The organism is Allobosea sp. P2_B12 (assembly GCF_056404835.1).
Genome location: NZ_JBFUDG010000009.1, coordinates 162,582 through 185,063 on the forward strand (window position 1 = coordinate 162,582; position 22,482 = coordinate 185,063).

General features: G+C 62.8%; 17 protein-coding genes. 16 read left to right on the forward strand and 1 reads right to left on the reverse strand.

The features are described from left to right. Positions 1-79 precede the first annotated feature (79 nt). From pstS to AC1DYU_RS20360, 8 genes are all read left to right on the forward strand, one after another. Entirely contained in the window at positions 80-1,105 is a 1,026-nt protein-coding gene (pstS, locus tag AC1DYU_RS20325) for a phosphate ABC transporter substrate-binding protein PstS (RefSeq protein ID WP_476793195.1), read from the forward strand. 129 nt (positions 1,106-1,234) lie between these two features. Next, complete coding sequence (pstC, locus tag AC1DYU_RS20330; protein WP_476793196.1) at positions 1,235-2,206, forward strand: phosphate ABC transporter permease subunit PstC; 972 nt, start codon at positions 1,235-1,237, stop codon at positions 2,204-2,206. An 11-nt stretch (positions 2,207-2,217) separates the two neighbouring features. Further along, on the forward strand, positions 2,218-3,108 hold the full coding sequence (gene pstA, locus AC1DYU_RS20335; protein WP_476793197.1) for a phosphate ABC transporter permease PstA: 891 nt from the start codon (positions 2,218-2,220) through the stop codon (positions 3,106-3,108). 49 nt (positions 3,109-3,157) lie between these two features. Beyond that, a complete protein-coding gene (gene pstB / locus AC1DYU_RS20340; protein ID WP_476793198.1) occupies positions 3,158-3,958 on the forward strand; it encodes a phosphate ABC transporter ATP-binding protein PstB in 801 nt (266 codons plus the stop codon). Positions 3,959-3,988: 30 nt separating this feature from the next. After that, positions 3,989-4,708 (forward strand): phosphate signaling complex protein PhoU, encoded by a 720-nt coding sequence (gene phoU, locus AC1DYU_RS20345; protein ID WP_158482830.1) that lies wholly within the window; start codon positions 3,989-3,991, stop codon positions 4,706-4,708. Between the two features lie 170 nt (positions 4,709-4,878). Then, positions 4,879-5,577 (forward strand): phosphate regulon transcriptional regulator PhoB, encoded by a 699-nt coding sequence (phoB, locus tag AC1DYU_RS20350; RefSeq protein WP_054211193.1) that lies wholly within the window; start codon positions 4,879-4,881, stop codon positions 5,575-5,577. Positions 5,578-5,803: 226 nt separating this feature from the next. Further along, entirely contained in the window at positions 5,804-7,018 is a 1,215-nt protein-coding gene (locus tag AC1DYU_RS20355) for a TIGR03862 family flavoprotein (RefSeq protein ID WP_476793199.1), read from the forward strand. A gap of 402 nt (positions 7,019-7,420) precedes the next feature. After that, positions 7,421-7,762, forward strand: coding sequence for a hypothetical protein (locus AC1DYU_RS20360; protein ID WP_476793200.1), 342 nt, complete (start codon positions 7,421-7,423; stop codon positions 7,760-7,762). Here AC1DYU_RS20360 and AC1DYU_RS20365 read toward each other — a convergent pair whose 3' ends face one another. Further along, on the reverse strand, positions 7,763-10,978 hold the full coding sequence (locus AC1DYU_RS20365) for a type ISP restriction/modification enzyme (protein WP_476793201.1): 3,216 nt from the start codon (positions 10,976-10,978) through the stop codon (positions 7,763-7,765). A gap of 342 nt (positions 10,979-11,320) precedes the next feature. Between AC1DYU_RS20365 and uvrB the strand changes: the two genes are divergently transcribed. The 8 genes from uvrB to sucD form a co-directional block, all read left to right on the forward strand. Continuing rightward, complete coding sequence (uvrB, locus tag AC1DYU_RS20370; protein ID WP_476793202.1) at positions 11,321-14,029, forward strand: excinuclease ABC subunit UvrB; 2,709 nt, start codon at positions 11,321-11,323, stop codon at positions 14,027-14,029. Between the two features lie 114 nt (positions 14,030-14,143). Beyond that, on the forward strand, positions 14,144-14,911 hold the full coding sequence (locus tag AC1DYU_RS20375) for a hypothetical protein (protein WP_476793203.1): 768 nt from the start codon (positions 14,144-14,146) through the stop codon (positions 14,909-14,911). Then, positions 14,904-16,385, forward strand: a complete 1,482-nt coding sequence (locus AC1DYU_RS20380) for an ATP-binding protein (RefSeq protein ID WP_476793204.1) — start codon at positions 14,904-14,906, stop codon at positions 16,383-16,385. Before AC1DYU_RS20375 ends, AC1DYU_RS20380 begins: the two co-directional genes overlap by 8 nt. A gap of 1,134 nt (positions 16,386-17,519) precedes the next feature. After that, positions 17,520-18,698: a cell division protein ZapE gene (gene zapE / locus AC1DYU_RS20385; RefSeq protein WP_476793205.1), complete on the forward strand. Its 1,179-nt coding sequence runs from the start codon at positions 17,520-17,522 to the stop codon at positions 18,696-18,698. 5 nt (positions 18,699-18,703) lie between these two features. Beyond that, positions 18,704-19,303 carry a TetR/AcrR family transcriptional regulator gene (locus AC1DYU_RS20390; protein WP_476793206.1) on the forward strand — a complete coding sequence of 200 codons (600 nt, stop codon included), beginning with the start codon at positions 18,704-18,706 and terminating at the stop codon, positions 19,301-19,303. 261 nt (positions 19,304-19,564) lie between these two features. After that, the gene (gene mdh / locus AC1DYU_RS20395; RefSeq protein WP_476793207.1) at positions 19,565-20,527 is read left to right on the forward strand and encodes a malate dehydrogenase; all 963 of its coding nucleotides are present in this window, start codon (positions 19,565-19,567) and stop codon (positions 20,525-20,527) included. Positions 20,528-20,626: 99 nt separating this feature from the next. Continuing rightward, on the forward strand, positions 20,627-21,823 hold the full coding sequence (gene sucC / locus AC1DYU_RS20400; RefSeq protein WP_476793208.1) for an ADP-forming succinate--CoA ligase subunit beta: 1,197 nt from the start codon (positions 20,627-20,629) through the stop codon (positions 21,821-21,823). Positions 21,824-21,832: 9 nt separating this feature from the next. After that, positions 21,833-22,482, forward strand: a 650-nt coding sequence (sucD, locus tag AC1DYU_RS20405; RefSeq protein ID WP_476793209.1) for a succinate--CoA ligase subunit alpha, incomplete at its 3' end; no start/stop codon positions are given.

Here is a 22,482-nt window from a genome sequence, read left to right on the forward strand (position 1 = left end):
GTGACGAACTGTCATGAAGCTGTCATGCAGAAGGTGTTCTGAACGGCTCGCTAAACGTGCGATCCAGAGAGGACATCTCATGCGCAACATTCTCATTCTCGCGGCCGCCACGATCGGTCTGTCCGGTGTGGCCCAGGCTGCCGACATCACGGGCGCCGGCGCCACCTTCCCCTTCCCGATCTATGCGAAGTGGGCCGAAGCCTACAAGAAAGAGACCAATATCGGTCTCAACTACCAGTCGATCGGCTCGGGTGGCGGCATTCGCCAGATCAAGGCCAAGACGGTCGCCTTCGGCGCCACCGACGCCCCGCTCAAGGGCGAGGACCTGACCAAGGACGGCCTGATCCAGTTCCCGACCGTGATGGGCGGCGTCGTTCCCGCGATCAACGTGGCGGGCGTCGAGGCCGGCAAGCTCAAGCTGACCGGCCCGATCATCGCCGGCATCTACATGGGCGAGATCAAGAAGTGGAACGACCCCAAGATCGTCGCGCTCAATGCCGGCGTGACCCTGCCCGACGCCAACATCAACCCCGTCTACCGTTCGGACGGATCGGGCACGACCTATGTCTTCACCGACTACCTCTCCAAGGTTTCGGCTGAGTGGAAGTCCAAGGTCGGCGCCAACCAGTCGGTCCAGTGGGCTGTCGGCATCGGTGGCAAGGGCAATGAGGGCGTCTCGGCCTCGGTCAAGCAGGTCGCCAACTCGATCGGCTATGTCGAATACGCCTACGCCAAGCAGAACAAGCTGAACTTCGCCTTGATCCAGAACGCCGACGGCAACTACCCGGCTCCGGACGACAAGGCCTTCCAGGCCGCTGCTGCCAACGCCAACTGGAACGAGGCTCCCGGTTTCGGCATCTCGCTGAACAACCAGAAGGGCGCCGAGGCCTGGCCGATCACGGCCGCGACCTTCCTGCTCGTCCACGCCAAGCCGGAGAAGCCGGAAGAGGTGCAGGCCGCGCTGAAGTTCGTCGACTGGGCCTTCAAAAACGGCGACAAGCTCGCTCTCGACCTCGACTACGTGCCGCTCCCGGCCGGCGTCAAGGATCAGGTCCGCAACGCCTGGAAGGGCGTCACCGACCCGGCTGGCAAGCCGATTTTCTGAGGATGGTCGTCATGGTCGGGCCTGGCCCGGCCATCTCGGAAACAAGGACGCGCAGGCCCGAGCCATTCGGGCCTGCGCTCCGCTCCGCCCGGAAAATGACGGGCGCGCCTTTCGCACCGGAGCCTTTGGATGACCGCCGTGACTGACCACATGACCGTTCCCGGCGCTGCGCCCCAGCGGAAGACGCCCAAGGGCACCTTCGACATCATCTTCAAGAACGCCAGTTTCCTGTCGGCGCTGTTCGTCCTCGTCCTGCTCGCAGGCATCATGCTCTCGATGGTCATCGGCGGCTGGCCGGCATTCCGCGAGATGGGCATCGGCTTCATCACCTCTAGCGTCTGGGACACCCAGAACGACCAGTACGGCGCCTGGCCCGCCATCGTCGGCACCCTTTCGACCGCCTTCCTGGCGCTGGTCATCGGCGTGCCGCTCTCGCTGGGTATCGCCGTCTACCTGACGCAGCTCGCCCCGCCCTGGTTCAAGCAGCCGGTCTCCACCGCCATCGAGCTTCTCGCGGCCGTGCCCTCGATCATCTACGGCATGTGGGGCCTGTTCGTCTTCGTGCCGCTGTTTGCTGCCTACGTGCAGATCCCGCTCTCGAACATCGTCGAGGGTCTCCCGATCGTCGGCACGGTGTTGTACTCGCGCTCGCCTTCGGGCCTGGGCATCCTGACGGCCGGCATCATCCTGGCCTTCATGATCATCCCCTTCATCGCCTCGATCACCCGCGACATGCTCGACCAGATCCCCTCCGTTCTGCGCGAGAGCGCCTATGGCATCGGGGCGACGACCTGGGAGGTGGTGCGCCATGTGCTGGTGCCGCAGGCCGGCGTCTCGATCATCGGCGCGATCATGCTCGGCCTCGGGCGCGCGCTCGGCGAGACGATGGCGGTGACCTTCGTCGTCGGCAACGCCAACCGGCTCTCGGCCTCGATCATGGATCCGGGCTCGACGATCGCCTCGCGCATCGCCAATGAGTTCAACGAGGCCATGGGCCTGCAGCTCAACGCCCTGATTGCGCTCGGCTGCATCCTGTTCTTCGTCACCTTCGTCGTCCTCGTCATTGCGCGCATTCTCGTGTCGCGCGTCAAAGCCTACTGAGCGAGCTGGTCATGAGCCTGACGACACCCTCCACCGTCCGCGCCCTGCCCCATGCCGAATGGGGGCGTGTCCGCCAGTCGCGCCGGACCGCCGACAAGCTGATGCGCGTCATCGCTGCCGGCTTTACCTTCATGGCGATCTTCGTGCTGTTCTGGATTCTCGGCATGTTGATCGTGAAGGGCATCGGCGGACTCTCCGTCGCAACCTTCACCCAGGTCACGCCCGGCCCCGGTTCGGAAGGCGGCGGTCTCGCCAACGCCATCGTCGGCTCGATCGTGCTGACCTTCCTGGGCATCGTCGTGGCGACGCCGATCGGCGTTCTGGCGGGAACCTATCTCGCCGAATACGGCAAGGGCTCGAAGCTCGCCGACCTGATCCGCTTCATCAACGACATCCTGCTTTCGGCGCCGTCGATCCTGATCGGCCTGTTCGTCTACGTCATCATGGTCGAGCCGCTGGGCGGCTATTCCGGCTGGGCCGGCGGCGTGGCGCTCGGCATCATCGCGATCCCGGTCATCGTGCGGACCACCGAGGACATGCTGCGGCTGGTTCCCGGACCGCTGCGCGAGGCCGGCTCGGCGCTCGGCGCGCCGCCTTCGGTGGTGATCACCTCGATCACTTGGCGGGCGGCGAAGTCCGGGATGGTCACCGGCATCCTGCTGGCGCTCGCCCGCATCGCCGGCGAAACCGCGCCGCTGATCTTCACCGCGCTGAACAACAATTTCTGGTTCTCGCCCACTCTCAAGGGCGGCGTCTCGAACCTGCCGGTGACGATTTACCAGTTCGCCTCGGCCCCTTACGAGAACTGGCAGCAGCTCGCCTGGGCTGGTTCGCTGATCATCACCATGTCGATCCTGGTGCTCTCGCTCATCGCCCGCCGCATCGTGCGCGGCTCCAAGTAATTTACGTCGCTTCCGACATTCGTCGCGTCCGATCCGAAGGAACCCTTCGATGCTTTCGACCCTGGAACTGAGCCCGCAATCGCTCGACGCCGATGCCCCCGTGCGGATCGCGGTGAAGAACCTCGATTTCTACTACGGCGAGCACAAGGCGCTGAAGAACATCAACCTCGACTTCCGCGACCGCCACGTCACGGCGCTGATCGGCCCCTCGGGCTGCGGCAAGTCGACGTTGCTGCGCATCTTCAACCGGATCTACTCGCTCTATCCCGAGCAGAAGGCGACCGGCGAGGTGCTGCTCGACGGGCGCAACGTCATCTCCAACGACATCGACGTGAACGAGCTGCGTTCGCGCATCGGCATGGTCTTCCAGAAGCCGACGCCCTTCCCGATGTCGATCTACGACAACGTCGCCTTCGGCATCCGCCTCTACGAGAAGCCGCCGAAATCCGAGCTCGACGACCGCATCGAGGGCGCGCTGCGCCGCGCCGCGCTGTGGGACGAGGTCAAGGACAAGCTCAAGGCCTCGGGCATGGGCCTGTCGGGCGGCCAGCAGCAGCGCCTCTGCATCGCGCGCACCATCGCGCAGAAGCCCGAGGTCATCCTGTTCGACGAGCCGACCTCGGCGCTCGACCCGATCTCGACCGGCAAGATCGAGGATCTGCTGGAGCAGCTCAAGACCGATTTCACCATCGTCATCGTGACGCACAACATGCAGCAGGCGGCGCGCATCTCGCAGTACACCGCCTTCATGTATCTCGGCGAGGTGATCGAGTTCGCCGCGACCAACAACATCTTCATGAACCCGAGCAAGAAGCAGACGCAGGACTACGTCACCGGCCGTTTCGGCTGACTCGCACGCGCTGCACAGGGACAAACGCCGATGACCGACCATATCGTCCGCTCCTACGACGCCGAACTCGAAGGCATACGCCGCAGCCTCGCCGAGATGGGCGGCATGTCCGAGCGCATGCTCGGCGATTCCACCGTGGCGCTGGTGCGCCGCGACACCACGCTCGCCCAGAAGGTGATCTCGGCCGACCAGCGCCTGGACAACCTGCAGCGCGATGTCGAGGAGCGCGCGGTGCTGACCATCGCGCGGCGCCAGCCGCTCGCCAACGATCTGCGCGAGCTGATCTCGGCGATCCGCATCGCCTCCGACATCGAGCGCGTCGGCGATCTCGCCAAGAACATCGCCAAGCGCGCGGTCGCGATCTCAGGCCAGTTCTCGCCGCCGCATCGCGCTGTCGTCGGGCTGGAGCATATGAGCCGCCTGGTCCAGGCTCAGCTCAAGGACGTGCTCGACGCCTATGCCTCGGCCAATGAGCAGAAGGCGCTGGAGGTCTGGCATCGCGACGGCGAGATCGACGCGCTCTACACCTCGCTGTTCCGCGAGCTCCTGACCTATATGATGGAAGATCCGCGCAACATCACCTTCTGCACGCATCTCCTGTTCTGCGCCAAGAACATCGAGCGCATCGGCGACCACACCACCAACATCGCCGAGACGATCCACTATCTCGTCACCGGCGAATCGCTCGACCTCAACCGTCCCAAGCTCGACACCACCGACATCAACGTCGAGGCGGTGACGGGGAGCTGATCGATGAGGGCGCCATCGCCTTTCCCGTCTTGGTCGGGCTTGTCCCGACCATCCACGCCTTCGCTCGCCGAGAGCGGTGTTCAAGACGTGGATGCTCGCCACAAGGGCGAGCATGACGGAATGTGTCGACTGGCTGCCAAGACGCCGACTGCCCAGAACGGAACCGCGCCATGCCCGCCCGCATCCTGATCGTCGAGGACGAGGAGCCGCTGACCCTGCTCCTGCGCTACAATCTCGAGGCCGAGGGCTTCGAGGTCGACTCGGTCGCGCGCGGCGACGATGCCGAGCTGCACCTGCGTGACAACACGCCCGATCTCGTGCTGCTCGACTGGATGCTGCCGGGGCTGTCGGGCATCGAGCTCTGCCGCCGCCTGCGGGCGCGCCGCGACACCGAGCGCGTGCCGATCATCATGCTGACCGCGCGCGGCGAGGAGACCGAGCGCGTGCGCGGCCTGGCCACCGGCGCCGACGACTATGTCGTCAAGCCGTTCTCGCTGCCCGAGCTGATCGCGCGCATTCAGGCGCTGCTGCGCCGGGCCAAGCCCGGCCACGTCGCGGGACTTTTGACGGCCGGCGATCTCGAACTGGACCGGACCACGCGGCGCGTGCGCCGCTCGGGCTTCGAACTGCATCTCGGCCCGACCGAGTTCCGCCTGCTCGAATTCCTGATGCAGGCGCCGGGCCGGGTCTATTCCCGCGCCCAGCTTCTCGACGCGGTCTGGGGTCGCGACGTCTATATCGACGAGCGCACCGTGGACGTCCATGTCGGGCGCCTGCGCAAGGCGATCACGCCGGGCGACGCCAAGGACCCCCTGCGCACCGTGCGCGGCGCCGGCTACGCCTTCGACGAGACCTTTGCGCGGGCGTGACTGGCTTTCGACCCGTCTCACATCCGCGCCGTCATCCCGGACAAGCGGCGAAGCCGCGCCGATCCGGGATCCATGCCGGAACGCCATTTCAGCAGGTCCAGGCATGGATCCCGGGTCTGCGCTTCGCTCCGCCCGGGATGACGGCGCGTTTGATTGATATCTGATCGCTTGACCGCCTCGGCCGACCTCGCTTGACCCGCAGCGTCCGACGGCGCAAGCCCGCCGCATGCAAACCAAAGACATCGCCATCATCGGAGCAGGCCCGGCCGGGTTGATCGCGGCGGAACGGCTGGCGGAGGCCGGCCACCGCGTCACCATCCATGAGCGGATGCCGACGCCGGCACGGAAATTCCTGCTGGCGGGGCGCGGGGGGTTGAACCTCACCCATTCCGAAGCGCTCGAGGGCTTCCTGCCGCGTTATGGCGCGGCGCGGGACTGGCTCGAACCGGCGATCCAGGCCTTTCCGCCTCAGATGCTGCGTGACTGGGCCGACGGGCTGGGCGCCGAGAGCTTCGTCGGCTCGAGCGGGCGCGTCTTTCCCAAGGCGATGAAGGCCTCGCCGCTTTTGCGCTCCTGGCTGCGATGGCTGGACGGTCTTGGGGTGAAGCTCGAATCCGGGCGCTTCTGGACGGGCTGGACGGCGGATGGGGCGCTGAGCTTCAGGACGGGCGATGGCGAGACTGTCGCGCTCACACCCGATGCGACGCTGCTGGCGCTGGGTGGCGCGAGTTGGCCAAGGCTGGGGTCCGATGGCGGCTGGGTTTCGCTGCTGGCGGCGAAGGGTGTCGTGATCACGCCGCTGCGCCCCGCCAATGGCGGCTTTGCCGTCGCCTGGTCGGCGACCTTGCGCGAGCGTTTCGCGGGCGCGCCGTTGAAGCGCATCATCATCCGATTCGGCGGCCAGGAGGTGGCGGGCGAGGCGATGATCGACGCTGATGGCATCGAGGGCGGCGCGATCTATGCGCTGTCGGGGCCGCTGCGCGAGGCGATCGCCCGCGAGGGCTTTGCCGAGATCGCGATCGATCTGCGGCCGGATCTCGACCTCGCGCGGCTGACCGAGAAGCTCGGCAAGCGCCGCAAGGGCGAGACGCTGAGCAACCATCTGCGCAAGGCGGGATTGTCTCCGGCAGCCGTCGCCGTGCTGCGCGATGGTGCCGGGGGGCGGCTCAATGAGGCGCCTGCCGCGCTGGCGGCGGCGATCAAATCCACGCCCCTGCGACTCACCGGCCTGATGCCGATCGACCGCGCGATCTCGACGGCCGGCGGCATCGCGGCCGCCGAGGTCGATGATGGGTTCATGCTGAAGCGCCTGCCCGGCGTCTTCGTCGCCGGCGAGATGCTGGACTGGGAGGCGCCGACCGGCGGCTATCTGCTGCAGGGCTGCTTTGCGACCGGCATCGCGGCGGCGGCCGGGATGGAGGCATGGTTGGCGTCCCGGTGACGACCCAGGGCGGTCCGAAGCGAAGCGCGGGGAACCCCTCTCCCGTAGGGAGAGGGGCAGGGGTGAGGGGTCGGCCCCTCGACACCGCAGCCGTGAGCTGACCGCGGCACTGTTCAACGCTGCTGGTCCAAGGGCCGACACCTCACCCTGCCCTCTCCTTACAGGAGAGGGTTCTTCGTTGAGGTTCCCGCGTCCCACTTCCGCCTTACCGCTGGCCTCATGCACCCCTCACATCACATCCGGCGAACCGGAGCCCGGTTTCGGCGTTGGTCCAGGAGAAACACGCACGGACCAGTGGCATGACGACAGCGTTACAAGAGGCTATCTCGTGACCCAGCCCCATGGCGGCTATGCGCTCAAATCCCATAGCGAAGTGGAGGTTCTGGCGAACGAGGCCTCGTCATGAGCCAGCATATCGATCTGACGCCGCCGCTGGCGGTCGCGGCCAATGCCGAGAAGGGCCTGCGCCTGCGCCAGGACTTCAGCCGCGGCGGCACCATGATCGGCGTTGCACGGGCTCGCGACCTGCGCGCCCGCAAGCCGTTGAGCGAGGACACGATCCTGCGCATGACCAGCTATTTCGCCCGCCACGCCGTCGACAGGCAGGCACAGGGCTTCGGCGACAAGGAGAACCCCTCGGCCGGCTACATCGCCTGGCTGCTCTGGGGCGGCGATGCCGGCCGCGACTGGGCCGACCGCAAGAAGGCCGAGATCGAAGCCTCGGGCGAGAAGAAGCGGGCGTGATCAATCGGCCCGCTTCAGCCCTCTCATCGCGTCCGTGATCGCCACTGTCTCGACCGAGACGCGCGCGACCCGCCCCAGCAAATCCACGACCTTCTCCTTGTAGTCGGCGAAGCGGTAGGTGTTGAACTTCTCGCGGATGGTCGGGTCCTTCGGCGTCTTTTCCTTGTGCTGGTCGAGCACCCAGTCGAGGCCGGAGCGGTTGCCGAGTTTGTAAGTCCAGGCTTCCGGCGGAACGCCGGACAACTGCGTTTCGCTGTCGAGGATGATGATGCCGTTGTCGCGGTCCGCCTTGAGCATCGGCTTGGGCGCCACGCCGGCCGCGCGGGCCTTTTCGTCGGCTACGTCGAGTCGATGCAGGGGCCAGGGCTCGACGCTCTCATAGCCGATGTGCAGGCCCATCAGCGTTTCGCCCCAACCGGCCCAGCGCCAGAAATCGGGATAGAACGGGATGCGCGGAAACTCGCGCTTGAGGTTCTGCGCATAGGTCTCGCGATAGATGGGGTCGTGCAGCACGCCATAGACGTAGTGGAAGATGTCATCCTTGGTCAGGGCGCGCTTGCTCTTGGCTTTGCCCGCGCCGATCTTTTCCGAGACGGCGGCGCCATCCTCCCCGTCATGCTCGGGCTTGTCCCGAGCACCCACGTCTCGAACACCGTCCTTGCCCACTGAAGACGTGGACGGTCGGGACAAGCCCGACCATGACGGATTTCCTCGCCCGTCCTTGCCATAGGCCTTGTGGAATTCCTTCAGCGCCCAGTCGGTGATGTTGTCGAGGCGCTCGCCGGACGGGGTGTAACGGTAGCGGGGAAACATTTGCGTTGCACGTGATGCATAGCCAGCATCAGGCAATCCGCTTAGCGCATGGGCCGTAAATGGAATTTGCGGGTGATTGCAAATCATCAACACGCCATTGCTTTGAGCAATAGCTCCGAAAGGTGATATTTCGTTTATTGATCCCGATTCATCAATGAACAAATCTGATCTATAAAATGATTTTTTCATAAACGGTCTGTATTGGGCCGTAACTATTCTTTTTGTGTCGAAATTCTCATTTCGTCCCAAATCGAAGCGTCTTTTGAGGTTCCTCGACGTTTTAATTATTTGATTTAATTCGCTATATATCGATGCGCTATATTTGTATTCCTTGACGAGGAATTTCATCTTATGATGCAGATTTTCATCTGAAAAATCGTAAATCCAGTCGTCTCTATTTGTTGAAGCCCCCAACGAGAACAACTTAAAAATGGCCTTTTCTTGAGACGTCTTCTTCGCGGTTTTTGTCTTTTTATCTCCAACTGACAGCAGGGTGTCCCAGTCATTTTCCAGAACGTTTAGCCATCTCTGGTTGGCGTCGGGCGTGATCCGCTCATAGGCAAGGGCTGACGCCCTACTGCTCCCCAGCCATGCCAGTTTATCTTCAGCCGTATCAAGCTCTGGTCGCCGGGCGTAATAAATTCGACAACCGCGCTGCTTACGGCGCTTCACGAAAAATGAAATTGCGACGCCGGCTTGAATGCCGAATACGTTATGCTTCGTGCCTGAAAGCTTCGGATTTGCGCGTACATCGCCGCCCAAATCAACGACATATATCTCGTGGAACTCTTCGGCCACGACCTTGCGGAATCCGTCGAACGTTCGGCTATCGATGAAGCTGCGGTTGGTCACAAAGGCCAGTACGCCGTCATCATGCATCCGGTCCGAGGCCCAGCGGAAGAACCGGGCATACATGTCGTAGAGCTTGGTCTTCTGCGCCGTCGATTGCTTGATATAGGTCGACTTGATGCCCTCATCGATCACGCGATAAGCACGGTTCTTGTTGTTGTCGTTCTCGTTCTGCTGGTTGGCATTATAGGGCGGATTGCCGATCACAACGGAAATCTTGCGGCGGTTCTGGCGCTTGATGCGCTCGACATTCTCAGCCGACATCGCCCCGAACAGATCGTGCTGGTGGCCCGACCGAATGCCGAGGCCTTCGACATTGTCGAGCGTGTCGACGAAGCACAGGCTCGGGAATTCCGCGAACTGCCCGGTGATCGCGGCATAGGTCGCCTCGATGTTCAAATTGGCGACGTAATAGGGCAGGATCGCCACCTCGTTGGCGTGCAGCTCCTCCTTGTATTTGTGGGCGAGCTTCTGCGGCTGCCCGCGGAAATGCTCCAGCAACTCGCAGATGAAGGTGCCGGTGCCGGTGGCGGGGTCGAGGATTTCGACGTCGCGGTCGATCAGCGCCTTGCCGAAATGCTTCTGGCAGAGCCAATCGGCGCCCTCGATCATGAAGCGCACGATCTCGTTGGGCGTATAGACAACGCCGAGCCGGTCGGCGGCCTTCGGATTGTAGACCTTGTAGAAGTTCTCGTAGATCACCTTCAGGAAGGTCTGCTTCTGGGCATGGCTGGTGATCTGCGCCGCGTTGGCCCGGATCGCGGCGTAATAGGGCTCCAGCGCCTTGAGCGTGTCCTTCTTGATGCCGCCGGTGAAGAACTTCGCCTCCAGCCCATAGAGCGCCTTGGCGATGTTGTTCTCGCGGTGGAAATCGCTCTCGTTGAAGACGTTGGCGAAGATTTCCTCGGTCAGGATGTGCTGGATCAGCATCTCCCTGACATCGGCCTCGGACACGACCGGGTTGATGGTTTGCTTGGCCTGGGTGAGGAAAATGTTCGCGGCTTCCAGAAAGCCGGCGTTGCCGGTGTAGGCCGCGTCGATCTTGGCCCGCAGCGCCTCCAGCACCGCCGGCAAATCGGCCCGGAACTGCGCCACCGCCTTGCGGAACTCGCGGATTTCCTGCCGTTCATAGGAGAAGAACAGCGAGACCAGCTTGCCGAGCTGCGCCACGTCCGTCATCGAACAGCGCAGCGCCTCCTGCCGGTTCTGGATCAGCACGGCCGTGTGCGAGTTCTCGAAGATGATGTTGTCCTGCGGATAGCCCTTGCCGAGCTTCTTGCGGATTTCCTCGTCGAGATCGTCGGCGGTGTCCTTCGCCTCCCAGTAGCCGAACGGCACGCGCAAATCGTGCAGGATCGTGCCGTCCGGCCGGATGCGGTTCTTTTGCGGCGATTCGAATTCGTACTGGCTGATGAAGTGCAGGTGGTTCTGCTTCGACCACGCCTTGAGCAGGTCCTTGAACGCCTCGCTGATGACGCCTTCGGTGAGGGAACCGGAGAACTTCCTGACCCGGTCGATGTCGTTGAGATAGGCTTGGATCAGGATCTGGCTCATGCCGGCAACTAGCCAGAGCGGCGGGGCGAACGCAATCGCGCGTTGTGGACGAGCGGGCGCGGACAGCGCGGGGAACCCTCTCCCGTAGGGAGAGGGTAGGGTGAGGGGTCGGCCGTTGGACCAGCGGGGCGCCGTCCTCACCGCTGCGCCGGTAGGGGCTCACTCTGCCTTCAAGGGGCCGACACCTCATCCCTGCCCTTCTCCTTACAGGAGAAGGGTTCCCCGCGGTGCCCGCGCCTGCCCCCCATAGGCGCGCCCCTACTGCCATCTCCTGTCAGCTATGCGTCTTCCGCGACCCGCCACCCCCTCGCACCGCGCGGGCTTTCGCCCCATATTGGCGCCATGGCCAAGATTTCCGACAAGACGTCCGACTCGACCTCCGGCACTCCCGCATCCGCCGCCGCCAAGGCGAAGCCGGCCAAGAAGCCGTCCTCCTCGCGCACGCCCAATTCCAAGGCCTCGCGCCAGGAGCTGAAGCCGCTGGAGGGTTATCTCGCCGATCTGCTCAATCCGGCGATCAATCGCGGCAATGCGGTGCCCGGCGGTGCGTCGGGGTTCTCCGACCGGCCGCAGGCGGGTTACGAAGCAAAGCCGGACTACGCCACGGAACGGCCCGGTGGCGAGGAAAGGCCGAAGCGTAAGCTCTCCAAGAAGGCCGATTCCGCCTTCATCGGGGCCGAGGGCGCTGCCGCCGCCACCGCGACCTCGCTGCAGGCGCTGCTGGAGACCGGCAATCCCTTCATCGAGCCGGGCCGGGCCTGGACGCCGCATCGGCCGCCGCGCCCCGACAAGTCGGAAGGCGGCATCCGCTTCCGGATGAATTCGGAATACGAGCCGGCCGGCGACCAGCCGACCGCGATCGCCGAGCTGGTCGAGGGCATCTCCCGGCAGGAGCGCGACCAGGTGCTGCTCGGCGTCACCGGCTCCGGCAAGACCTTCACCATGGCGCAGGTGATCGAGAAGACGCAGCGCCCGGCGCTGATCCTGGCGCCGAACAAGACTCTTGCCGCGCAGCTCTATGGCGAGTTCAAGAGCTTCTTCCCCGACAACGCGGTCGAGTATTTCGTCTCCTATTACGACTACTACCAGCCCGAGGCCTATGTGCCGCGCTCGGACACCTTCATCGAGAAGGAGTCATCCATCAACGAGCAGATCGACCGGATGCGCCATTCGGCGACGCGCTCGCTGATCGAGCGCGACGACGTCATCATCGTCGCGTCGGTGTCGTGCATCTACGGCATCGGCTCGGTCGAGACCTATACGGCGATGACCTTCGGCATCAAGCTGGGCGAGCGCGTCGAGCAGCGCCAGCTCATCGCCGATCTCGTGGCGCTGCAATACAAGCGCACCCAGCATGATTTCACCCGCGGCTCGTTCCGGGTCCGGGGCGACACGATCGAGCTGTTCCCGGCCCACTATGAGGACCGCGCCTGGCGCATCGGCCTGTTCGGCGACGAGATCGAGAGCATTGCCGAGTTCGACCCGCTGACCGGGCAGAAGACCGCCGACCTCGAATTCGTAAAAGTCTACGGCAATTCGCACTACACCACGCCGCGTCCGACGCTGACGCAGGCGGTCAAGTCGATCAAGGAGGAGCTCAAGGGCCGGCTCGACGAGCTCAACCGCGATGGGCGCTATCTCGAGGCGCAGCGGCTCGACCAGCGCTGCACCTTCGACATCGAGATGATCGAGTCGACCGGCTCCTGCAACGGCATCGAGAACTATTCGCGCTATCTCACCGGCCGCAAGCCGGGCGAGCCGCCGCCGACGCTGTTCGAATACCTGCCCGACAATGCGCTGGTTTTTACCGATGAGAGCCATGTCACCGTGCCGCAGATCGGCGGCATGTATCGCGGCGACTTCAGGCGCAAGGCGACGCTGGCCGAATACGGCTTCCGCCTGCCCTCCTGCATGGACAACCGACCCCTGCGCTTCGAGGAATGGGACGCGATGCGCCCGCAATCGGTACATGTCTCGGCGACGCCCGGCTCCTGGGAGATGGAGCAGACCGGCGGCGTCTTCACCGAGCAGGTCATCCGCCCGACCGGGCTGATCGACCCGCCGGTCGAGATCCGCCCCGCCAAGCACCAGGTCGCCGACCTCCTCGACGAGATCAAGGAGGTCACCGCCAAGGGCTATCGCACGCTCGTCACCGTGCTGACCAAGCGCATGGCCGAGGATCTGACCGAGTATCTGCACGAGAACGGCATGCGGGTGCGCTACATGCATTCCGACATCGACACGATCGAGCGCATCGAGATCCTGCGCGATCTCAGGCTCGGGGCCTTCGACGTGCTGGTCGGCATCAACCTGCTGCGCGAGGGGCTCGACATTCCCGAATGCGGATTCGTGGCCATTCTCGACGCCGACAAGGAGGGCTTCCTGCGCTCCGAGACCTCGCTGATCCAGACCATCGGCCGCGCCGCCCGCAATGTCGACGGCCGCGTCATCCTCTACGCCGACCACATCACCGGCTCGATGGAGCGGGCGCTGGCCGAGACCGCGCGACGCCGCGAGAAGCAGGAGGCCTATAACGCCCAGCACGGCATCACGCCGCAGACGATCAAGCGCGCCATCGGCGACATCCTCGGCTCGGTCTATGAGCGCGACCATGTCACGGTCGATACCGGGCTCTCGACGCCGGCCTCCGGGCACAATTTCAAGGCGGCGCTGGCCGATCTCGAAAAGCGCATGCGCGAAGCCGCCGCCGACCTCGAATTCGAAACCGCCGCCCGGCTGCGCGACGAGATCAAGCGCCTGCAGGCAACCGAGCTGGCGATCTCGGACGATCCGCTGGCTCGCCAGGGCGACATTGAGGCCTCGGCCGGGCGCTACAAGGGCGAGCGCTCCTATGGCGACAGCGCCAACCTGCCGACGCGGGCGCGCAAGCCTGTTGATGCCGATATGGGGCCGCACAACTGGGGCGGCGGCGAGGGCAAGCCGGTGGCGCGACCGAAAAAGCCGACGCTCGACGAGATGGGGCCACGGCCGGAGTCGCGGCCGAAGGGGGCTGGGGAGGAGCGGGGTGGGAGACGGAAGGGGCGGGGGTAGGCAGGGATAAATGACCGCTACAGCGTCCAATTTGCGGTTGGCTTATTGATTGCTGCGGAATAGGCATACTACCTTAGCTTGTGCCACTTGGTTCCAAGGCGATGCAGGACGTAAATGCCTACCAGTCACAAGTTTGCTGTCGATTTCGCGAGTTTGGTGGCTCCAAGCAAGGGCGACGGCCATTTAGTTGTTCCACTTAAGAATATCAATGGGCATGTCTATAATTTACTGCGGGAAGCAATAAGGTTATTAGATTCGGATGCGAGTAGAAAGGCAACATTCGCGCCGTATATAGGTAGGGCGATACTTGAATCTGCGTTGACGGCAATTTTATTTAGATCAGATCCGTTCCGCGCGATTACATTAATGAAATTTCAAAGCAGCGGCGATTTTGATCATAATAGTAACAATTCGATTTCTATTTCATGGGCTAATGATATTGTTTGCCATGAGCAGATAAAGCACCCTTGGAAGGCTGGCACGCAGCCTGGTGATGTTTCAAGAGCTCTCTTTTCACCATATACCGATGAAGCTATTTGGCGGCCGGCGTTTGATGGCGCGGTCGATCACATGCAAAGGCATCACCCGAACGCAAGCTTCCCTACTTTACTGGCCAATGATAGCGAGAAGGTGATTGGCATAGTCAAAGGTCAAGCCAGACAGCTCTATAGTTTTTGGTCTAAAGGAATTCACGGAGAATTTTTTGCGATGGGCGGAACTAATCTAGACGCCGTGACGTGCGATGAGAAATTAAAAAGGAGCATAGATATTGTATTAGATCTTGCTTACGCGAGTCATTTTATTAGCACAAGTTCATCAAGATACTCCGCATCAAGTGCCGCAAATCGATATATGACGGTTAAAGGGTTGATCCATGGTTGATGAAGTTGAGCTGGATGATAGCAGTCTCCTTCTCGCGGCAGAAGAGTGCCCTCGTGACCAATTCGAAAGATATCATACTTTTAAGCGCTACGAACGCAGCATTATTCAGAAGCTTATTGCGCATGGCCCTGTCTTGCTGCGCGGTGGACGTGGCAGCGGTAAGAGCGCGATACTTATTGAAACTTATAATCAGATAAAAAGTAACTACTATGATGCGATAGTTCCGATTTACATTAGCCTTCGGCATCTTCCTCTTCTTAAGACGGAAGGTCAAGAGTACGTTTCTAATTTTTGCCGAATTATCTCGAGCGAAATTAATAAGGAGCTTCGAGATTTCGGGTCTAATTTTCCTATTGCTAGAGACGTTGGTCCCCTGCTTGAGGCCTTGGAGGCGAACGCTAGAAAGATAAATAGAAGATTTGTTCTGCTGTTTGATGATGCTGCCCACATAGGGCGAGAGCGCCCTTTAGTTGAATTTTTTGACGTTTTTCGTACGATATCTACAAGTAGAATTTCCTGTAAAGCTGCAATTTACCCGGGTGTAACAAAATTTGGAATACGGTTTGATGTTTATAACGATGCAACTGTCGTTGATATCTCGCGAGATGATCGGAAGGATGATTTTGAAGATATTTTTATAGAGATTGTTGAGAAGCGTTTTCCCAGCTTGGACCAGAAGCTTCAATTGTCGCGATCGATTTCCAAAAAGAGATTTGCTCGAATTGTCGGTAGGGCAGTTACAGGCAATCTTCGCAGTTTTATTTTTGCTTGTAACAATATGGAAGAATCCAGCACGATAGGGTACCAAGACCTTACGAAGTGCTTGCTATTTTTATCGGCGGATTATTTTTGGCCTTTGCTTGACGAGGTTGCGCCAAAGCTCGGATCTTATGAGATACTCGTTCCGCCGGCTCAAGAAATAGCCCAGTTTGTCTTTAATCAGTGTGCGAAGAAGCAAACTAGCTATTGCCTCGTTCATAGAGATATTATACAGAGGCAGTCAAAGATATTCGAAATATTGGAGTACGCTGGATTCTTTTCGAGGCGTGAAGCCTCGCGATCATTGAAGTCTGGCGGCCGCGGATTGGTTTTGTCGGTAAATTTGTGTAACCTTCTGGAGTCTACTCCTGGGCGACGGCTTACTAGCGAGCTGGCGGATCAGTGGCTCGACGGCGCAGATGAGCCGTTTGAACTTTATTCTATGAATCCCGAGTACAGCAAGATCGAAATTCCAGAACTTCAGCCCGAAACTGACCTGTCTATATTTTCTAAGCCCATATCGACGTTGCAGAGGTCAAATTCTTACCCGTACGGCCTTACAGAAGATAAGGTTAATCGGTTGGAGCAGGAAGGATTTGAAACGATCGAAGGGGTCGCGGAGGCAAAGGACGAAGATATATTGTCTATATATATGATTGGACCGAAGAGTTTGAAAAGAATACGAGATGTAATATATCAGGCCGTTTGGATGTAATATAGAATACTATCTTTGTATTATTTAAGATGCGATGGCTCGCCCGGCAGAGGCGCCCTCATCCGCCTCTGCCGGGGCACCTTCTCCTCCGAGGGGAGAAGGAAGCGCGCGCTGTGGTTCCGGTGCCCGCCGGGAGAGCGCGGGGAACCCTTCTCCCGGATGGGAGAAGGGCAGGGATGAGGGACCGCCGCTGATCGCCGGAGTGCGACGGAGCCGTTGCGCCTTCTGTGGTGGCGGCAGGCCCTCATCCGGCGCTCCGCGCCACCTTCTCCCATCCGGGAGAAGGGAAGATCGTGTCGCGGTTCGCCTCCCCGTCATGCTCGGGTTTGTCCCGAGCATCCACGTCTTGAACACGGCCCTCGGCCGGCGAAGACGTGGATGGTCGCCACAAGGGCGACCATGACGCGTGGCGATTCTGGCGCAATCTTATCCCCGCGCCCCAAACCCAACCCTATCCTGCCGCCACTCCGCCCGACCAAGGGGGCTGTCGCGAGGCGTCGTGCGGCCGGGTGGAGTGCGGTGTTCATGGAAGGGAGCTGTCGCGCGCTTTCGACCATGGAGGTGCCGTCGATCGTCAGGGCCGAAACTGGGCAGGCTCGAGCCCGTGCCGGGACGTAGGGACGACGAGGGACCCCCAGACAACCGCGTGCGGGACGAGGTGGCGGCTGACGGCGCTGCTTCGACACGACATTCGACATCGACATCGGCACGCAGCCGTCGACTGCGGCGCCATCTCGTCCCGCGCATCCCCTTGGATACGCTTTGAAGCCCGAAACTCCGCGGCGCTCGGCCGGCCGGGGCTTTCGGTGCGTGTTGACCATCCAAAACCACCGGGTCATCCCGGGCGACCGAAGGGAGACCCGGGATCCATTCCGGAACACCCATCGGAAACACACCGTCATTTCGGACAAGCCGCCCTCGGGTCCGGCCTTCGGCCGGCCCAAGGGCAGGCTCCGCGGCGCCGATCCGGAATCCCTCGTAGAGCTCTGCGCCCTTCGATGGATTCCGGGGCAAGCCCGGAATGACGGCATGGTGGATGCGCCGCGTTCGCGGCCGCCCTGAGCGCTGCCGGGGTTGCGATGGCGGCGGGGCTCACGTAACCGGTGGGACCCGCCGCGCAACAACTCCCCTGCCATGACAGCCTCGATCACAGACCGCTATGCCGCCCTGGTCGCCTCGGGCGAGATCGAGCGCGACCCGGCGCAGATCGCCGTGGTGAAGCGGCTGGCTGCTCTGGCCGAGACGCTGGAGGCGCGGCGCCTCGCCCGCAAGAGCAGCGCGCTGGGCTGGCTCTTCAGCAAGAAGGCCGACACCAGGGATGTGCCCAGGGGGCTCTACATCTGGGGCTCGGTCGGCCGCGGCAAGACCATGCTGATGGACCTGTTCTACGACTCGGTTGCGGTTCCCAAGCGCCGGCGCGTGCATTTCCACGCCTTCCTGGCCGATGTCCATGGCCGCATCCATGCCTATCGGCAGCGCCTCAAGGCCGGCGAGGTCAGGGACCCGGATCCGATCGGGCCGGTCGCGGCGGAACTGGCGGAGGAGGCCAGCCTGCTCTGCTTCGACGAGTTCACCGTCACCGACATTGCCGATGCGATGATCCTCGGGCGGCTGTTCACGGCGCTGTTTTCCGCCGGCGTCATCGTGGTCGCGACCTCGAATGTCGAGCCGTCGCGGCTCTATGAGGGCGGGCTGAACCGCGCACTGTTCGTGCCCTTCATCGCGCTGCTGACCGAGAAGGTCGAGGTGGTGAAGCTGGAGGCGCGCACCGATTTCCGGCTGGAGAAGCTCGGCGGCGCCCCGGTCTATCATGTGCCCGCCGATGCGGCGGCGCAGGCCGCGCTCGATGACGCCTTCCGCAAGCTGACCGGCGCGGCACGCGGGCAGAGGCTGGCGCTCGACGTCAAGGGCCATGAATTCGTGGTTCCGCAGGCGGCGAGCGGCGTGGCGCGGGCGAGCTTCGCGGATCTGTGCAGCGAGGCCTATGGCGCCTCGGACTACATCGCGCTGGCGCAGCGCTTCCACACGCTGGTGCTGGACGGCATTCCGGTGCTGGCCGACGAGCGCCGCAACGAGACCAAGCGCTTCATCATCCTGATCGACACGCTCTACGAGCATCATGTGAAGCTGGTTGCCTCGGCTGAAGCCGAGCCGCATGAATTGTACCGCGCCACGGTCGGCCGCGAGGCGTTCGAGTTCGATCGCACCGTGTCGCGGCTGATCGAGATGCGCTCGGACGATTATCTCGGGCTGCCGCATGGACGGGCCGACTCGGCCGCTTCAGGCGACAGCGGCGGGCTGGTGGAGACGTAAACCCGATGCTGATGCGCGAGCCGAGCGAGATCCGCATCCTGACGGTCGCGAGCGAGCATCTGCGTCAGTTCGGCCTGAAGCGTTTCACCGTGGTCGCCGTCGCCGAAGAGGCGGGCATGACCCATGCCAATGTCTATCGCTACTTTCCCTCCCGCGCCGCGCTGGTCGATGCCGTCGTCGATGTCTGGCTGAAGGCGACCGAGCGGCGCCTTGCCGATATCGCCGACGGTCCCGACCCCGCCGACGACAAGCTGGAACGGCTGATCCTGGCGCTCGCCAAGGCCAATCGCGACCTGCTCACCGAGGAGCCGCATCTGTTTTCGGCGCTCTCCCAGGCGGTGGCGAAGCGCCATGCGATCAGCCGGCGTAACCGGGCGCGGGTGCGGGCGCTGTTCGAGCGGGTGATCGACGAGGGCATCGCGTCGGGAACCTTCGAGCCGCGCGACCGCGACCGGGCGCTGGCCTTCATCATCGACGCGACGCATCGCTTCATCCATCCTGCCGCGCTGGAGCTCGATTCCGACGTTCCGCAGGCCTCGATCGATATCCGGCTGGCGACACTGATCCGGGTCGCGCTGCGGGTGCTGGTCAGCGGCATCGTCTGAAAATTCCTGTGACGAATGACATCGTTTGTAAATTGTAACTGCATCAATCTCGTGCAAATATGAGGGCCGCCGCGGGGCCGCTCCGGCCAAGCTCTTGAAAAGGCTGAGGGAGAGGCCAGTTGAACGAAATCGGCCTCGCTTGCGCGGGCGTGTCGCGCCCTTCCACGCAAGGGTTGCGGCAAAAGGGCCTCTTGGGCCAAAGGAACCGACGGTTTGGCCGGTTTGCCGGCATTTCGCAGCGTCAGGACAAAGGACTAGGCAATGGCCCGTAAGAAGATCGCGCTCATCGGGGCCGGCCAGATCGGCGGCACGCTCGCCCACCTCGCCGGCTTGAAGGAACTCGGCGACATCGTCCTGTTCGACATCGCCGACGGCATCCCGCAGGGCAAGGGCCTCGACATCGCCGAATCCGCCCCGGTCGACGGCTTCGACGCCGGCTACAAAGGCACCTCGTCCTATGAGGACATCAAGGGCGCCGATGTGATCATCGTCACCGCCGGCGTGCCGCGGAAGCCCGGCATGAGCCGCGACGATCTGATCGGCATCAACCTGAAGGTGATGAAGGCGGTCGGCGAGGGCATCAAGACCTACGCCCCGAAGGCCTTCGTGATCTGCATCACCAACCCGCTCGACGCGATGGTCTGGGCGCTGCAGAAGTTCTCGGGCCTGAAGCCCAACATGATCTGCGGCATGGCGGGCGTGCTCGACTCCGCCCGCTTCCGCCACTTCCTCGCCGATGAGTTCCAGGTCTCGGTCAAGGACGTCTCGGCCTTCGTGCTCGGCGGCCATGGCGACGACATGGTGCCGCTGGTTCGCTATTCCGGCGTCGCCGGCATCCCGCTGCCCGACCTGATCAAGATGAAGTGGACGACGCAGGAGCGCATCGACGCCATCGTCGACCGCACCCGCAAGGGCGGCGGCGAGATCGTCAACCTGCTCAAGACCGGCTCGGCCTTCTATGCGCCGGCCGCATCCGCCATCGCCATGGCCGAGAGCTATCTCAAGGACCAGAAGCGCGTCCTGCCGGCCGCCGCCTCGCTCAAGGGCCAGTACGGCGTGCGCGACATGTTCCTGGGCGTGCCGGTCGTGATCGGCGCCAAGGGCGTCGAGCGGGTCGTCAAGATCCGCCTCAACAAGGCGGAGCAGGAGATGCTGTCGAAGTCGGTGGCTTCGGTGCAGGGCCTGATCGAAGCTTGCAAGGCCATCGATTCGTCACTGGCGTGAAATAGAGCGGGTGGCGAGATGGCGCGTGACCGATAGGTCGCCCGCCATCACCCACTCGCCCTGCGCCCCTCGCCACTCGCTTTCAGGGAATCCCCGCACATGAACATCCACGAATACCAGGGCAAGGCCGTCCTCAAGGAGTTCGGCGCGCCCGTCTCCGCCGGCTTCCCCGCGCTGACGGTTGCGGAGGCGGTCGAGGCCGCCAAGAAGCTGCCCGGCCCGCTCTATGTCGTGAAGTCGCAGATTCATGCGGGCGGTCGCGGCAAGGGCAAGTTCAAGGAACTCGGCGCTGACGCCAAGGGCGGCGTTCGCCTGGCGAAGTCGGTCGAAGAGGTCGAGAGCCACGCCAAGGAAATGCTTGGCAACACGCTGGTGACCGCGCAGACCGGCGAGGCCGGCAAGCAGGTCAACCGCCTCTATATCGAGGACGGCTCGGACATCTCGAAGGAATTCTATCTCTCGGCGCTGGTGGACCGCGAGACCTCGCGCGTCGCTTTCGTCGTCTCGACCGAGGGCGGCATGGACATCGAGGCGGTCGCCCATGACACGCCTGAGAAGATCGAGACCTTCTCGGTCGATCCGGCCACCGGCATCATGCCGCATCACGGCCGCAGCATGGCCCGCATCCTGGGCCTCAGCGGCGACCAGGCCAAGCAGGCCGGCGCCGTCCTCAGCCAGATCTACACCGCGTTCGTGGCCAAGGACATGGACATGCTGGAGATCAACCCGCTGATCGTGACGACGCAGGGCCAGATCAAGTGCCTCGACGCCAAGATCTCGTTTGATTCCAACTCGCTCTATCGTCACCCCGAGATCGTCGCGCTGCGCGACACGACGGAAGAGGACGAGAAGGAGATCGAGGCCTCCAAGTATGACCTCGCCTATATCGCGCTCGACGGCACGATCGGCTGCATGGTCAACGGCGCCGGCCTCGCCATGGCGACGCTCGACATCATCCAGCTCTATGGCGAAAGCCCCGCCAACTTCCTCGACGTCGGCGGCGGCGCCTCGGAAGAGAAGGTCACGGCGGCGTTCAAGATCATCACCGCCGACCCGAAGGTGAAGGGCATCCTGGTCAACATCTTCGGCGGCATCATGAAGTGCGACGTCATCGCGCGCGGCGTCATCGCCGCGGTGAAGGCGGTCGGCCTTCAGGTTCCGCTGGTCGTCCGGCTCGAAGGCACGAATGTGCAGGAAGGCAAGGACATCATCTCGTCCTCTGGCCTGAACGTCATCTCCGCCGACGATCTCGACGACGCCGCCCAGAAGATCGTCGCGGCGATCAAGAAGGCCTGAGGGAAAACCATGTCCATTCTGATCGACAAGAACACCAAGGTCATCTGCCAGGGTTTCACCGGCAAGAACGGGACCTTCCACTCCGAGCAGGCGATCGCCTATGGCACGCAGATGGTCGGCGGGACCTCGCCGGGCAAGGGCGGCTCGCTCCATCTCGGCCTGCCGGTTTTCGACAGCGTGTTCGAGGCCAAGGAAAAGACCGGCGCGACCGCGTCGGTCGTCTATGTGCCGCCCCCGGGCGCGGCGGACGCGATCTGCGAGGCGATCGATGCCGAGATCCCGCTGATCATCTGTATCACCGAGGGCATCCCGGTGCTCGACATGGTGCGGGTCAAGCGCTCGCTGATCGGCTCGAAGTCGCGATTGATCGGGCCCAACTGCCCCGGCGTGGTCACGGCGGGCGAGTGCAAGATCGGCATCATGCCGGCCAACATCTTCAAGCCGGGCTCGGTCGGCATCGTCTCGCGCTCGGGCACGCTGACCTATGAGGCGGTGTTCCAGACGACACGCGAGGGTCTGGGCCAGACCACCGCGGTCGGCATCGGCGGCGACCCGGTCAAGGGCACCGAGTTCATCGACATGCTGGAGATGTTCCTCGCCGACGAGAAGACGACCTCGATCGTGATGATCGGCGAGATCGGCGGCTCGGCGGAAGAGGA

Bases quoted from the DNA above. Each gene is read 5' to 3' on its own strand.
- pstS (WP_476793195.1), top strand. From the start codon at position 80: ATGCGCAACATTCTCATTCTCGCGGCCGCCACGATCGGTCTGTCCGGT.
- pstC (WP_476793196.1), top strand. From the start codon at position 1,235: ATGACCGCCGTGACTGACCACATGACCGTTCCCGGCGCTGCGCCCCAG.
- pstA (WP_476793197.1), top strand. From the start codon at position 2,218: ATGAGCCTGACGACACCCTCCACCGTCCGCGCCCTGCCCCATGCCGAA.
- pstB (WP_476793198.1), top strand. From the start codon at position 3,158: ATGCTTTCGACCCTGGAACTGAGCCCGCAATCGCTCGACGCCGATGCC.
- phoU (WP_158482830.1), top strand. From the start codon at position 3,989: ATGACCGACCATATCGTCCGCTCCTACGACGCCGAACTCGAAGGCATA.
- phoB (WP_054211193.1), top strand. From the start codon at position 4,879: ATGCCCGCCCGCATCCTGATCGTCGAGGACGAGGAGCCGCTGACCCTG.
- AC1DYU_RS20355 (WP_476793199.1), top strand. From the start codon at position 5,804: ATGCAAACCAAAGACATCGCCATCATCGGAGCAGGCCCGGCCGGGTTG.
- AC1DYU_RS20360 (WP_476793200.1), top strand. From the start codon at position 7,421: ATGAGCCAGCATATCGATCTGACGCCGCCGCTGGCGGTCGCGGCCAAT.
- AC1DYU_RS20365 (WP_476793201.1), bottom strand. From the start codon at position 10,978: ATGAGCCAGATCCTGATCCAAGCCTATCTCAACGACATCGACCGGGTC.
- uvrB (WP_476793202.1), top strand. From the start codon at position 11,321: ATGGCCAAGATTTCCGACAAGACGTCCGACTCGACCTCCGGCACTCCC.
- AC1DYU_RS20375 (WP_476793203.1), top strand. From the start codon at position 14,144: ATGCCTACCAGTCACAAGTTTGCTGTCGATTTCGCGAGTTTGGTGGCT.
- AC1DYU_RS20380 (WP_476793204.1), top strand. From the start codon at position 14,904: ATGGTTGATGAAGTTGAGCTGGATGATAGCAGTCTCCTTCTCGCGGCA.
- zapE (WP_476793205.1), top strand. From the start codon at position 17,520: ATGACAGCCTCGATCACAGACCGCTATGCCGCCCTGGTCGCCTCGGGC.
- AC1DYU_RS20390 (WP_476793206.1), top strand. From the start codon at position 18,704: ATGCTGATGCGCGAGCCGAGCGAGATCCGCATCCTGACGGTCGCGAGC.
- mdh (WP_476793207.1), top strand. From the start codon at position 19,565: ATGGCCCGTAAGAAGATCGCGCTCATCGGGGCCGGCCAGATCGGCGGC.
- sucC (WP_476793208.1), top strand. From the start codon at position 20,627: ATGAACATCCACGAATACCAGGGCAAGGCCGTCCTCAAGGAGTTCGGC.